The organism is Rhizobium skierniewicense (assembly GCF_014196515.1).
GTDB classification, from domain to species: Bacteria; Pseudomonadota; Alphaproteobacteria; order Rhizobiales; family Rhizobiaceae; genus Agrobacterium; species Agrobacterium skierniewicense.
This window is the reverse complement of sequence record NZ_JACIDV010000006.1, coordinates 50014-63781: the sequence shown is the minus strand read 5'-3', so window position 1 is coordinate 63781 and position 13768 is coordinate 50014. Positions and strand designations below refer to the sequence as shown.

The following is a 13768-nucleotide window of genomic DNA, read 5'->3' as shown; positions in this document are numbered from 1 at the left end:
TAAGTTGACGGGATGTCGGACCGAAGTGTAATTTGTGAAGTGATTAAGTTTAAAACGCTATCTCGCAGCATTGATGATGGTTCTGTTCTTGATCGTTTTATGGATGACGCTTTTTTAAATGGTTTCTTCGAAGTTTATGATGGAGGCCAAACGAAAACACGCTGCCGGCTATCCGGGCAGCGTGTTAAAAAAATCAATCGGATGTCGCGTGCGTCGAGTGGCCTTAGGCTGCCAAATCTTCAAGGTCTGCACCCTTGAACATCTTGGCGAGGTTCAGGAAGCAGATCATGCCGTGTTCGTTGGCAATGATACCTTCGGAGAAGGATTTGTCGAAAGATGCCGAGACTTCTGGAACAGGTTGTACCTGGATTGCAGGGATCGTCAGAATGTCTGAAACGCGGTCCACCAGCATGCCGATGACCATGTTGTGAACTTCTGCAACGACGATGGCGCTGCGCTCATTGGCAACGGTGCTCTTCATGCCAAGCTTGTAGGCGAGGTCGATGATCGGAATAACCGAGCCGCGCAGGTTCATCACACCGATGACGTCTTTCGGAGCATGCGGGAGTGGAGTGGATGGGGCCCAGCCGCGAATTTCTCGGATGGTGGTTGTTTTGACGCAAAACTCCTGATCATGCAGACGAAACGCGATGATCTCGAGGGTATCGCCACCGAAGTTCGTAGAATTAATCGTAACCATCAGAATTCTTCCCAATCCTTGTTCTGGGCTAGTGCAAGCGCACCGACGCTCGCGTATCCGGATTTTGGCATCCTGCCTGGTGTACGAACAACCGGAGTGTTTTCTTCCGGCTTCATTTTATGATTCGTAGCAGAATATTGTTTCCCAAATCTAAATTGTGTTAATAAATCTCGCAAAACATGGGCTTCATGTGCAAGGCTATGACTTGCCGCCGTCGTTTCTTCCACCATCGCTGCATTTTGCTGCGTATTGCTGTCCATTGCTTCAACAGCCTGATTGATTTCCTTGAGACCGCTTGCCTGTTGTCGGGCGGTCTCGACAATGGCCGACACATTGACGTTGATTTCGCCAACCTGCGTCACGATGGCGTCGAGTGCCTTTCCGGTCTCTCCAACCAGATCGACACCTTCCTTGACCTGTTCGGACGAGGTGTTGATCAGTGTCTTGATTTCCTTGGCGGCCTGAGCGGATCGTTGGGCAAGTTCGCGTACTTCCTGTGCAACGACTGCAAAGCCTTTGCCAGCTTCGCCCGCACGTGCGGCTTCTACACCGGCATTCAATGCCAAAAGGTTGGTCTGAAACGCGATGTCATCGATAACACTGATGATGTTGCCAATCTCATTCGATGATTGCGAAATCCGGCCCATGGCCTGGATCGCCTTGGTGACCACCGCGCCGGAGTGCTCCGCTCCCGCCTTGGTCTTTGCGACAAGCTCTCCCGACTGTTCGGCGCGCGTCGTGTTTTGTGCGACCGTGCGGGTGATTTCGTTCAACGCGGCTGACGTCTGCTCGACGGCTGCTGCTTGTTGCTCCGTTCGCTTGGCCAGATTGTCGGAGGCTTCGCTGACTTCGCGCGAACCGGTAGCGATGCTTGACGCGCTTTCCGAGACGTTGCGCATCGCATCCTGCAATTTCGAAAGCGAACTGTTCAGGTCCTTTCGAACCCGTTCCAGCGTGGGAATGAAGGGTTTGTCGATGACCGCAGTGAGATCGCCGTGTGCAAGGGCCGTCAGGCTATCGGCTAGACTGTCGACGGCGCGGACCCGCTCCGTGACATCGGTGGCAAATTTGACGACTTTGAACACGTGTCCATTCTGATCGACGATCGGATTGTAGGACGCCTGGATCCAGACGATTTTCCCGCCCTTGCCGATACGCTTGAACTCGGCGGCGATAAATTCGCCAGCCGCCAGCTTATGCCAGAAGCCTGCATATTCAGTGCTATTGCGAAAGCCTTCCTCGCAAAACATCCGGTGATGTTGGCCGACAATCTCATCCAGGCTGTAGCCCAGGCAGTTCAAGAAGTTGGTATTGGCGGTGATGATCTCGCCCGACGTGGTGAATTCGATAACGGCCTGCGCCCGCGAGATCGCGTCGATCTTCCCGGAATCCTCGGCAGCTTTTATCTTTTCTTCGGTGATGACGGTGGCAAGTTTGAGAATGCTCTTGACCTTGTCACCGACCATCAGGGGATTGTAAGATGCCTGGATCCAGACTTCCTTGCCACCATTAGCGAGACGCTTGTACTGGCGAGCATCGTATTTGCCTGCACCAAGGTCCTTCCAGAAGGTCTTATATTCTGCGCTCTTCGCGTAAGCGGGTTCGCAAAATATGCTGTGGTGTCTGCCAACGATCTGTTCTTTGCTATAGCCCATGGCACGGCAGAAGTTTTCATTGGCGGATAGTATTTTTCCGCTGGTATCGAATTCGATCATCGCTTGCGAGCGACCCAGAGCAGCCAGAATAGATTTCGCATGCGTTCCAGGAAAAGATAGCACGTAGATGAAACTCCAAGCATGAACACGTAGGGTTCAATGCAGCCTCTTGCCGTTGCGCGCGGACCTGTCAGGTAAAAACCGTTCAATGCAACAAAAAGTTATCTACGACATCTGATTTAAAAATATCTGAATGCGCACATGAAATCTGGACAATGGGCTAGGATGACGATCCTTGCTACCTTCCTTTTCGGCGTCTAATACTCCTTCTCGTAAAAAATACCGGCCGAACCTGCTCCGTCTGCGCCCGCCGCGCCCCTTAGCTTCACGCCTTTGCCCACATCCAGATTGATGATGGCTTTGGCGCCTTCGCTGCCGCTCTGTTCCAACTCCAGATAGGTCTTGTCGTTGATGTATTTTCCAGCGGAGACACGCGCCTGACCTTCAGAGTCTGTGGAAATATCAAGATCGTCAATACCAAGATTGCTGCGCAGACTATCGAAAAGCGAGGTCGAGCGTCCGCCTGCCAATTGGCCTGCGGCATCTGCCAGTCGTGCAATTTGCAGTGCTGAAAGCTTGGACATGGATTGCCCGAAAATCAACTGCGCCATGACTTCGTCCTGGGGCAAGGCAGGGGAGGATGTAAAACCAAAGGACGGATCGTTTGCGTTCCCCGTGACGGTGACGGTAACCGTAGCGGAACCAGCTGCTGATTCCGCCGCCATGTTGAGGACGGGAACAAGACCGCCGCCGAAGGTTATATCACCATTCGTGAAATCCAGGCGCCGTGTGAGAATTTCAAGCCTGCCACGGCGCATCTGGAAGCCGCCTGAAACCGCAGGGTTTGCAGCGGTGCCGCGCACCGTCAGGCTACCCGTCAGTTCCGCGTCGATGCCGCGGCCGCGAACAAAGATACCGCTCGGCGCGTTCACCTGAAGGTCGAGGGCGATGTCGGAAGAACTCCCACTTCCACCCTTGTCCGCATTGAGTTTCCGGTCTTGCATACGCACCGCCGCAGGCGCGTTCTTGTGTTTGATGTCCATCTGCGACAGGGATGCCGGCAAGCGCTCCGGGATCGTTATGGCGCTTTTTTCAAGCGTGACAGTGCCGCCGAGAACCGGAGAATTCAACACCGGCCCCTTCAAGGTAAGCGTTCCGCTTGCGATGGTGGTGAACAGGGTGCCGTCATTATAAGCGGCACGATTGAGGGTGATCGTCAGATCAGCCGGGAAGCCAGAGCCGGGCGTTATGCCGACGCTTCCGGTGCCAGACACCGTGCCACCGCCAGCCAGTCTGCCGGTCAATCGCGAGATCGTCGCCCGGTCGCGTTCGAGATTGATGGTCGCGGCCAGATTGTTGATGGTCAGGTTGCGGCGAACATCGGTGACGCGTGTGCCATCGGTTGTGATACTGCCTGTGACGATGGGCGCTGTGGCGGTCCCTTCGATCTTTACGTCGAGGGCCGCTTTGCCGCTGACATCGAAGCCCTGTGCTGCCGTTTGGGCGGCGACAGCACCGAAGGGCAGGGAACCCTTGAAGGCCATCGAAATGGGTCTGTTACCCGCGATACCGAAAGTACCGCCACCGGACAGCGATAGCCCACCCTGACCGGTTGCCGTGGTATCCAGACGCAAAGTGCCGCCGGCAAATCGACCATTGGCCTTTATGCCGAGCGAACCCAGTCCGGCGGAGCGGGTCTGGCTGACCGCCGCATCGGCCCAGGTGAGATCGTAGTCGACGGCTGGATCGGACGCTGTGCCTTTTGCCGTCACTGTGCCGGAGATCGTCCCGGCGGCGTCGAGTGCTGGTGAGAATGCATTGGCGAGGTTGGCAGGCAGCGCACGGATCGTTGCGTTGAGATCGAGTGTCTGTCCCGCTCTGCCATTGACCTCGATGCGACCGTTGCCCGTCTGAATGACAAGACCGGAAATACGTGCCATGCCCGTATCAATGGTGACTGTCGTCGGCTGAGCCAGTTTCACCGGAATGCCGCTGGGTGTCGCCGTGAACGTATCGAGGGTCACGGTCATGGGGGAGGCGGCGGTGTTGGCGGTTCCCTTGAAGGCGAGAGGCGCATCGTCGTAACGGCCAGTCAGATCGAATGCGGTGCCAGAATCGGAGTGATCGATATCCAGAGTGAGGCCGGAAATGTCGGCCGCACCGGCCATGATTTTGCCCGCCGTCACCTGGCCGTTGATGGCTAGTGCTGTGAGATCATCGACCTTCAGATCGGCAGCGAGCTTGGAGATCGTGGTCGTCCCTTGGCGGATGGTGCTGCTCGAGGCTTTGATCGTTGCAGCGATTTTTCCGTCCGTGTTGGATACGACAACGTCACCTTTCACGTCACCTTCGGCCTGTTGTGCGGCCAGCGCGGCCAGCAACGACAGGTCGGGGAAGTCGAAGGAGAGATTTCCTGTCGGCAGAAATTGTGGGTTAAACTGAAGGTTTCCGGTCAGCACGTTGCGACCCACGGTGACGTTCAGCTTTGGGATCGCCGTTCCGTTTTCGCCTTGCAAGAGTTCACCGGACGCGTCGATGATCTGTCCATCGAGTGTACCGCTTGCCTGAAGCTGGGCCTGCGGCGCGTTCAGATCCGCTTTTCCCTTGGCTGAAACCTTGAGCGCCTCGAGGGCGCGACCCGCCAGGGTCGCTCTGGCGGAATTCAGGCTGATCTGAAAATCGGCGGCGTTGAGCGGACCGCTAGCCTCAAGTGAAAATCCGAGTGATCCTGCTGCTTGCGGCGTTACCTTTTCCAGCGCGGGCAGACGGCCGCCCAGCTTGGCAGACACATTGCCATTATCCAGCGCGATATCGCCATTGGCCTCGACAGTTCCGGATTTGACAACGAGGTTTTCGACACTGGTTGCACCGCCAATCGTACTCTTGAGATAAGCATCGATGGCAATGGTCGTATCGAATTTTTCGGCAAGAGCCGGTGGCAGGACCGCCGGGAGAACAAAGAGGCGAAGATTGGTGGCGATGGTACCTGCCGACAGATCATAGGTTCCGCTACTGGTGCCGCCGACGCTGGCGCTTTCCAGCGTCGCACCTTCGAAGGCAATCGTCTGTGGGGAAATTCGCAAGGGCGCATTGAGCGTCAAGGGTGCCTTGATGGCTCGTTCCAGATCCGGCGCGGTCATGGCGGATTGTGCGATGCTGAGACTGGTTTTCACAGTGCCGGTCTGGTTTGCCAGATTGAGATCGTCGCTGTTAGCCAGCAGCTTCACGTCTTCGAAACGCCCCTGCGGCAAGACAAGCGACCGCAGCGACGCGCTGATGTTCAAACCGGCCGCGTCGGCATTGCCGCGCAACGCGAGATCGACCCCATTCACCAGAGCGGAGAGCTCTCCGTCTCCAAGCGGCAGGCGGATATCGACTGGACCATTGGTGCCGATCAAATTGGCGGAAAGATCATTCTGCCCCTGCGGATCCATGGCACCGGATGCTGTCAGCAACAGTTTTCCGGTTTCCAGATTGCCGCTTTCGACACTGATCCGACCTTCCGGCGCAATGCTGGCCGCCAGGTCGAGCGCGGTTTGACCGGCAAAGAGCTGGCGCATCATTGGCGGCAACAACATATCGGGCTGACCGCCACCATGAAGCTCTACCCGGCGCGTGCCATCGGTTGCGAGTTGGTGGCGACCGGTCAGATCGAGAACCGGATTGCCAGCGACAGCCCCCGTAAGCTGTCCCGACCAATCGGACAGGGCGCCGTCGCCTCTGAGAGTGAGAGCCACTGCAGGCGCATCGGGCAAGCGTAGAAGTGTTGCCAGAAGTCCACCCTGTGGTTCTTTCACGGTCGCGTTGAGCTTCAGCATATTCTCGTTGGGAACGAAGGCGATATCGGCGTTCACCAATGCTTCAGGCTCGTCCTTGCGATTTGCCGAAAGGGCAAGCGTAATGGCGTTGGTGGTGGCGGTACCGCGGCCGTTGGCTGAAAGCGCGTAAGTGCGACCTGCCAGCTTCTCACCTAGTGTGATATCGGGAAGAGCCAGATCATCGATGGTGATGTCGACGGGAAGCAAAAAGCCGGTCGAGGTTTCCGAAGAGGGCTCCGTGGACGGCAGGGGCGCTCGGTCGATATCGACCTGTGCCACCTCTATCCGTTCAGCGCGAAATGTCTTTCTCAAAAGCGCAAATGGCGACCAGTCGACCTCGACGCCTGCCAACCGGGCGTAGGGACCGTCTCGGTCAGAAATCGTCACGCTATCCAGACGGAGGTTTCCCGTCAGCAGGCCTTTGGGCGGTGATATCTCGATCGTCTGGTCGGGGCTGGAGATCAGGGATGAGACCTGTCGCGCGACAAGTTGCGTGCCGGGCGACGTGTAACCAAGGAAGATAACGGCCACGACAAGCAGTGCGACAGTGCCCAGAGCAATGTAGCCGATCCCTATCAACAATCGAGTCAGTACGGTCATCAAACGTAATCTACACTTTTCTTGTTCTTGTGTGAAATGACGCTCGTTCAGAACGCCTGTCCGATGCCGGCATAAATGCCGAAGCTGCTTCCATTTTCATATTTTTTCAGGGGCGTGGCCACGTCGAGACGCAAGGGGCCGAACGGTGTCGCGTAACGTAGTCCGATACCGGCGCCCGCGCGAATATCGGAAAAGTCGGGCGCAAGGTCGGACGATACGACGCCTGCGTCAACGAAGGGAACGAGCCCGATCGTTTCTGTCACCTTGAAACGTGCTTCCACCGACGAGACGACATAAGAACGCCCGCCCGTCGCATCCCCTGCCGCATTGTACGGCGAAATTTCCTGATAGCTGTAACCTCGCACCGATCCGCCGCCGCCTTCATAAAAACGCCGGGTCGCGGGAACGTCTTCCAAGGAACTCGCCCCGACGAGCAGACCACCTGCGATCTTGCCGGCCAGCACGACCTGATCGTCGGACCCAAGGCCTTTATAGGCTGTCGTCGAACCCTCGAATGATGTGAAGAACGTACCATTCAAAGCTTCGAAACTTGGCTGCGCGGAGATCGAGGCTCTGAAGCCTTCAGTTGGGTTCAGCTTGTCGTCACGTCTGTCGCGCACGAATTCCAGCGGCACGGAGGTGGTCAGATACTGGTTGTTGCCGAATGCATCATCGGCATCCGTCCACTCGACTTCCAGACCGGCAGAGGCCGTATCGTAATCGTTGAACTCATAGGCAAAGCCGCCATAGCCGGTGATCGATCTCGCGTCGTAGCTGTCTGGATGTTCAGTCTTGGCTTTCAGACTGGCGGTAAACGTCGTCTCCGGATTGAAGATGCCGGGCTTGGTAAAGATGATCCCGGCCGAGTAATCCATGTCCTGCACATTCGACGCTTCACCCAGCCGCGAAACAGCACCTTCGATGCGCAGCGATTCGGCTTTGCCGAACAGATTGCGATGGCCCCAGTAGCCTTGCAGCCCAATGCCCTCGGTGGTGGAATATTGCGCACCAAGTCCAAGATAGCGATGTTTGCCTTCCGAGACCTCGATGGTGAGTGGAATGCTGCCATTGCGGGACAGTGTATTCGCTTCCTTGATGGTGATGCTGGAAAAGACCCCTAGCTTGCGCAACCGGTCGGATGCTTTTCGCAATTTCTCCGGCGAATACGGCTCTCCGCCGTTCAGACGCGAATAGCGCCGGATGAAGTCGCCATCGACCGTCTTCTCGCCCTTCACAGCGACGTCGCCTAAAGGCGCTATCGGACCGCCTTCGGCAGATAAAGTCAGATCAACGGTGTTGGTTGCGTGGTTTGCAACCGCTTCGCGCTTGGTGAGCTTCGCGAGCGGACGCCCTTCCGCCTTCAGGGCTTCTATCAGCTTGTTGCCGCCACGGATGATGGCAAGCGATCCCGCGTCTCCACCCGTTACAAGGCCGTACTCAGAGAGATCGCGACCCGCGACATCGCCTTCAAGCTTGATGGTGCCGAGCGTGAAAGCCGGCCCGGACGTGACATCGATGACCACAGGGACAGGACCTGTGCGGTTGAACGAAGGATTTGGTGGGATGGCGTCGATATCCTGGCCCGCAACCGTGATTTTAACGGTGCCGCCGTATCGGGCGTTTTCGTAGAGCGCAGCCACCAATCGCTCACGGTCGTCGCGCGCTCTGATCAAGAGGCCCAGATCGCCCGATGCAGGCTTTTCCGGCTCTGCGACCAGAAGCGAGCTGTTTTCGAGGCTCTTGCGCAGCTTGTCGTCCGCATCCGCGGCATTCAGCGTGACGGTGAAAGAAACCGGGTCGAGGACCTCCTCTTCCTTGTCGTCCGAACCGAAAATAGTGATGCCGAAGATTTCCAGCGCAAACGCATCCCGCACGAACCCGGGAGATAGCATCACGGATGCAGCCACGACCAATGCAGTGCCGGCCTTCCAGAACGCAATACTCTTCTTTGGGTCAGTGTGTCGGTTTGACATACGCTACTTTTATGGTTGAGGATTTATTATCGGCCCCACCGGTTTCCCGTCCGTTAACAGGGCAGTTTAATCACAAAAAGGGAGGTTGGCACCCGAAAAAGCGTATTCTTCCGACACAAATGCAAAAGCCCCGGGGAAACCGGGGCCTTCGTTTCTTAATCCTTGGTGATATTAGCGGCAACGAGCCGTGTAACGCTGACCGTACTGATCGCGATAGTAGCAGTAGCCTGGCTCAGAAGCGTTACCGATCAGTGCGCCACCAACGCCGCCGATGGCTGCGCCAACAGCTGCGCCGCGGACGTTGCCTGTTACAGCGCCACCGATAACAGCGCCAGAAACGGCGCCAATGGACGCGCCCTTTTCAGTCTGCGTGCAGCCTGCAAGCGCCAAACCGATTGCCGCAAAAATAATGGCTTTTTTCATGAAGTCTCTCCAACGTTTCAATGAGCTCTTTGGCTCTTTGGTAGGCGTCCCATAATACATCTGCGGCGACTGCTACCTCCGACCGCTACAGATGTTTACCAACTCGAGTGTGTTTATGGAAGCGTCCTTCGCAGGCTGCATCCCGGCCCCAATCGACTGTGCCCAACTGAACGGACAGATAACGGAAAAGTTCCAATATTTATGCGTCTTGGATGTGAATCAATTTTGCGGTTTGAAAAATCTCTTATAAGAGTTTTTGGAATGGTTCAAAAGTGAGGGCGAATTGACGCAGTTTCGTGCAAACGGCGTCGAGGGGGTTGACGGTTCATGGAGGTGGGCCGACAACGACGACAAGAATTCTGGAGCATGGAATGGACTTCGAGGCATACTTTAAGACCGAGCTGGATGGTTTGCATTCAGAAGGCCGTTATCGCGTCTTCGCCGACTTAGAACGGCAGCAGGGCAATTTCCCGCGCGCGACACGATACAATGCGGACGGCGAGAAGAAAGACGTAACGGTCTGGTGCTCTAACGACTATCTCGGCATGGGACAGAATCCCAAGGTCATCGAGGCCATGAAGGCGGCCATAGATCACTGTGGCGCGGGTGCGGGAGGCACCCGGAATATTTCTGGCACCAACCATTATCACGTCAAACTCGAGCAGGAACTTGCCGATCTCCATGGCAAGGAATCAGCGCTGATTTTCACATCCGGCTACATTTCGAACTGGGCAACGCTTGGAACACTCGGCCAGAAGATTCCCGGCCTGATCATTTTCTCCGATGCCTTTAACCACGCCTCTATGATCGAGGGCATTCGTTACGGTCGCTGCGATAAGGTTATTTGGAAACACAATGACCTTGAGGATCTCGAAGCGAAGTTGAAGGCTGCTGACCCGTCTGCGCCGAAGATGATCGCGTTCGAATCCGTTTACTCGATGGACGGCGATATCTCTCCGATCAAGGAAATCTGCGATCTTGCCGACAAATACGGCGCGATGACCTATCTCGACGAGGTTCATGCCGTCGGCATGTACGGTCCGCGCGGTGGTGGCATTGCCGAACGGGAAGGCCTGATGGATCGCCTGACGATCATCGAGGGAACGCTTGGCAAGGCATTTGGCGTGATGGGCGGCTACATTGCTGCGTCCGAAGCGCTGTGCGACTTCATCCGCTCCTTCGCGTCCGGCTTCATTTTTACCACGGCATTGCCGCCATCCCTGGCTGCTGGCGCGGTTGCATCCATCCAGCATCTGAAGGTCAGCCCTTTTGAACGTGCACGTCATCAGGAGCGCGTGCGCACGCTCCGTGCCATGCTGGATAGGAGTGGCATTCCGCACATGCCGAACCCCAGCCATATCGTGCCCGTCATGGTTGGCGACGCAGCCAAGTGCAAGTGGATATCGGATATCCTGCTCGATGATCATGGCATTTATGTGCAGCCGATCAACTATCCGACCGTACCGCGCAAGACCGAACGACTTCGTCTCACGCCGACGCCGTTGCACACAGATGCCGACCTCGAGCAACTGGTTGCACCGCTTCACCAGCTATGGGCGCGTTGCGCTCTGGCAAGAGCAGTCGCCTGACGTTGTAATCGATCGCTTTTCAGATGAAATGTCATTGAAGGTCGCGGCTCCATGAGCCGCGACCTTTTTTAATCGGAATGCGCCGTCATGTCAGTGTTCTAGCATCTCATGCACGATTTGCTTGGCGTCGAGCGAGGCTGGATAATATGTCGGCCAGTTGCTGAGCTCTGCCAGCACGGCTTTTCGATCGTTCCCCCAGAAAAGGTGGTAGTGACCGGCTTTTGTCGGCGTTATCGTGTGATCGCTGAACTGGATGAATTGAGGCGCAGCCTCGTCCCCACCGACCTTTTTAAAGATGTAGCGGACGCCGCGATTGCCCTTCTTGTAGGTCAGCACCTCATATCCATCCGAGACATATGTCGCTTTGCTGTCGGCGTCCTTTCGCTGAAACATCACTGTGTCACCCTGGATCACGATGCGATCAACGTCGGTTTTATACCCCGTAGCGTATTCGTCACGATAATCCTTGGCTGTCTTGTCACCATGCTCCGCCTTATGCGTCATGACGGCATCAAGGGAGCCGTCCATAAGGTAAGGATAAACTGACTGCCATTCGCCTTCCCAGTCTGACAGCGGGCGCGGCCTGATCTGGCTATCTTCGAAGTAACCCTTGGAAATCTGTTCGGATGCTTCGGAGTGGCTGTGCGAATGTGCCTTCGAGGATGCTGCCGCATCGTCTGCCATGGTCGTTGTAAACGACAGGAGAAGAGCGCCGATGGCAACGGGGAGGGCGTAGCGTATACTCATATGTAAGTCCTCATTTCGTCATGTAATAACATTACAAAAATGGGCTAACCTATTTTTATATTGCTGGCAACCCCACTATGCCGGGTCTCGAAAGTTCACAGCTTCCTGGACCGTTGGTTATCCACCGGCGTCGAACTCTATCGATTTATGAGGGATGCGTTGAAACGGCGTCAGGCCGCTGTCTGTCTTTTTGAAATGGCATCGTTTGCATAGGCTCGTGCTTGTGCGTCCACCGCCAATACATCTTCCACCGTTTCTGCAGCGTGTCCGTTGTTCATCCGGTCCATGACGGTCTCGACGATATCCGCCATATCCAGAAAGCCGATCTTGCCGGCCACGAAGGCGTGAAATGCGGTTTCGTCGGCGGCACTCAACACGGCGCCCTGCGCCCCGCCGCGCTCCAGCGCGGTTCTTGCCAGACGCAATGCAGGAAACCTGATCTCGTCAGGAGCTTCGAAATCCAGTCTTGCGAGCCTGGTAAAATCCAGACGCTCGACGTCGATTTCGCCCCGGGCCGGATAGGTCAGGGCATAGGCAATGGCCGTTCGCATGTCCGGGCAGCCCAGCTGGGCAATGACCGATCCGTCCGTATAGGCCACCATGGAATGGATAATCGATTGCGGATGGATGATGACTTCAATCTGGTCGGGGCAAAGATCGAAGAGATATTTTGCTTCGATCATTTCCAGCGCCTTGTTGAACATGGACGCGCTGCCGATCGACACCTTCAGGCCCATCGACCAGTTGGGGTGGGCGCGCGCCGTATCGGCGGTTACGCCAGCCATTTCCTCACGGCTATGGGCACGGAATGGCCCGCCGGATGCGGTCAGCACGATACGTTCGACATTGGCCTTGTTTGCCGGCTCAAGGCATTGAAAAATGGCGCTGTGTTCGCTGTCGACGGGAATGATCTTGCCGCCGCCCTGCGATACGGTGCGAATGAAAACGTCTCCGGCCGAAACCAGACATTCCTTGTTGGCGAGAGCAATGTTGGCGCCGCGCCGCGCCGCCGCGAGAGTCGGCTCCAGACCTGGTGTTCCTGCAATCGCTGCCATGACCCAGTCCGCATCCATGTCGGCTGCTTCCTGCAAGCCTGATCGCCCCGAGGCGACTTTGATATCGGTGCCTGCCAGTGCATCTTTGAGCGCGTCGTAATTATCGTCTTCGGACGTGACGGCCAGTTTGGCGCCTAACGCGCGGGCCTGCTCTGCCAGAAGCGCGATGTTGCCTGCACCCGTCAGTGCCATTACCTCGAACCGGTCACGTCCGCCAAGCTGGTTTATGACATCGACCGTATTTGTGCCGATGGAACCGGTGGATCCCAGTATTGTCAGTTTTTCGGGTAAAGTCGGGCGCTTGGGGTGCGTCATGTCAATCCGGATTTTCTCAACATTGTCATGCAAGCCTCTACAAGCGAAAGGTGAGCATAACAAGGAGGAAAGCCACACTTGTCTTTGTCCTGCACCAACAGCATATTCCAGACTTGGTGTAACGAGGAACAGCATGCGACGCTTTTTTGTTTCCAGTGGCTGGATTTTGGCGGCCACCTTCGTTCTCGTGCTGGTTCTCATCCCTTTCGACCCTGCGATTTCACAACGTGCGCAAGCACTACCCGGTGCCATCGTTGGATTCAACAATGCGATCACGGATTTCGGCACGTTTCGCTGGATGCTCTACAGCACAGGTCTTCTCGCTATTCTTGCCTATATCGCCGCTCGGGTCCTGACGCGTTCTTCCTATGCAGGCCGGGTCAGAACGGCATGGCGGTCGTTGCTCTATTTCTTCCTGACGATCGGTACCGCGAGTATTCTCGTTCATGCGCTGAAGTTCGTCATCGGGCGGGCGAGGCCTGAATTGCTGGTGGAAATGGGCGCTTACAGCCTGACGCCGTTTACGGGTGACAATCTCTATGAGAGTTTTCCGTCAGGCCATTCTGCAGCAGCTGGCGCATTCTTTGGCGCCTTTCTGATGCTCATGCCACGCTTTCGTTTCGTCTTCATCGGCTTGGCCTTGGTCATCGGTGTGTCGCGTGTCATCGTCGGTGCGCATTATCCCAGTGATGTGGCAGCGGGTCTGCTTTTGGGAACCTGGACGGCGATGGCGTTTGCCTTCATCTTCGCCCGTTCCGCGTGGCTGTTCCGTCTGGATGTGAGGGGCTGGCCGCACCCGAAGAATACGGTGAGTTCTGCCGTCTAGGCGGCAA

The 13768-nt window shown here is 56.3% G+C and carries 9 protein-coding genes; 2 read left to right on the top strand and 7 right to left on the bottom strand.

Annotation, left to right across the window (positions count from 1 at the left end; translation table 11 throughout):
- Positions 1–223 precede the first annotated feature (223 nt).
- The 5 genes from GGQ73_RS10990 to GGQ73_RS10970 all read right to left on the bottom strand — a co-directional run bounded on the left by GGQ73_RS10990 (position 224) and on the right by GGQ73_RS10970 (position 9229).
- Positions 224–700, bottom strand: coding sequence for a chemotaxis protein CheW (locus GGQ73_RS10990; RefSeq protein WP_174154219.1), 477 nt, complete (start codon positions 698–700; stop codon positions 224–226).
- On the bottom strand, positions 700–2478 hold the full coding sequence (locus GGQ73_RS10985) for a methyl-accepting chemotaxis protein (protein ID WP_252094035.1): 1779 nt from the start codon (positions 2476–2478) through the stop codon (positions 700–702). The genes GGQ73_RS10990 and GGQ73_RS10985 overlap by 1 nt, the downstream gene beginning before the upstream one ends.
- Before the next feature lie 194 nt (positions 2479–2672).
- Positions 2673–6833, bottom strand: coding sequence for a translocation/assembly module TamB domain-containing protein (locus GGQ73_RS10980; protein WP_183896235.1), 4161 nt, complete (start codon positions 6831–6833; stop codon positions 2673–2675).
- A gap of 47 nt (positions 6834–6880) precedes the next feature.
- Positions 6881–8806 carry an autotransporter assembly complex protein TamA gene (locus GGQ73_RS10975; protein ID WP_183896233.1) on the bottom strand — a complete coding sequence of 642 codons (1926 nt, stop codon included), beginning with the start codon at positions 8804–8806 and terminating at the stop codon, positions 6881–6883.
- A 171-nt stretch (positions 8807–8977) separates the two neighbouring features.
- Positions 8978–9229 (bottom strand): YMGG-like glycine zipper-containing protein, encoded by a 252-nt coding sequence (locus tag GGQ73_RS10970; protein WP_174154216.1) that lies wholly within the window; start codon positions 9227–9229, stop codon positions 8978–8980.
- A 371-nt stretch (positions 9230–9600) separates the two neighbouring features.
- On the opposite strand from GGQ73_RS10970, the gene hemA reads away from it, so the two are divergent.
- Complete coding sequence (gene hemA, locus GGQ73_RS10965; protein ID WP_183896231.1) at positions 9601–10818, top strand: 5-aminolevulinate synthase; 1218 nt, start codon at positions 9601–9603, stop codon at positions 10816–10818.
- A gap of 90 nt (positions 10819–10908) precedes the next feature.
- Here the strand turns inward: hemA and GGQ73_RS10960 are convergent, their stop codons facing one another.
- Positions 10909–11565: a ZinT family metal-binding protein gene (locus GGQ73_RS10960; protein WP_183896229.1), complete on the bottom strand. Its 657-nt coding sequence runs from the start codon at positions 11563–11565 to the stop codon at positions 10909–10911.
- Between the two features lie 170 nt (positions 11566–11735).
- Positions 11736–12935: a 1-deoxy-D-xylulose-5-phosphate reductoisomerase gene (gene dxr, locus GGQ73_RS10955; RefSeq protein WP_183896227.1), complete on the bottom strand. Its 1200-nt coding sequence runs from the start codon at positions 12933–12935 to the stop codon at positions 11736–11738.
- 133 nt (positions 12936–13068) lie between these two features.
- Here dxr and GGQ73_RS10950 point away from each other — a divergent pair, with 133 nt between their 5' ends.
- The gene (locus tag GGQ73_RS10950; RefSeq protein ID WP_183896225.1) at positions 13069–13761 is read left to right on the top strand and encodes a phosphatase PAP2 family protein; all 693 of its coding nucleotides are present in this window, start codon (positions 13069–13071) and stop codon (positions 13759–13761) included.
- Positions 13762–13768: the final 7 nt, after the last annotated feature.

Bases quoted from the DNA above. Each gene is read 5' to 3' on its own strand.
- GGQ73_RS10990 (WP_174154219.1), bottom strand. From the start codon at position 700: ATGGTTACGATTAATTCTACGAACTTCGGTGGCGATACCCTCGAGATC.
- GGQ73_RS10980 (WP_183896235.1), bottom strand. From the start codon at position 6,833: ATGACCGTACTGACTCGATTGTTGATAGGGATCGGCTACATTGCTCTG.
- GGQ73_RS10975 (WP_183896233.1), bottom strand. From the start codon at position 8,806: ATGTCAAACCGACACACTGACCCAAAGAAGAGTATTGCGTTCTGGAAG.
- GGQ73_RS10970 (WP_174154216.1), bottom strand. From the start codon at position 9,229: ATGAAAAAAGCCATTATTTTTGCGGCAATCGGTTTGGCGCTTGCAGGC.
- hemA (WP_183896231.1), top strand. From the start codon at position 9,601: ATGGACTTCGAGGCATACTTTAAGACCGAGCTGGATGGTTTGCATTCA.
- GGQ73_RS10960 (WP_183896229.1), bottom strand. From the start codon at position 11,565: ATGAGTATACGCTACGCCCTCCCCGTTGCCATCGGCGCTCTTCTCCTG.
- dxr (WP_183896227.1), bottom strand. From the start codon at position 12,935: ATGACGCACCCCAAGCGCCCGACTTTACCCGAAAAACTGACAATACTG.
- GGQ73_RS10950 (WP_183896225.1), top strand. From the start codon at position 13,069: ATGCGACGCTTTTTTGTTTCCAGTGGCTGGATTTTGGCGGCCACCTTC.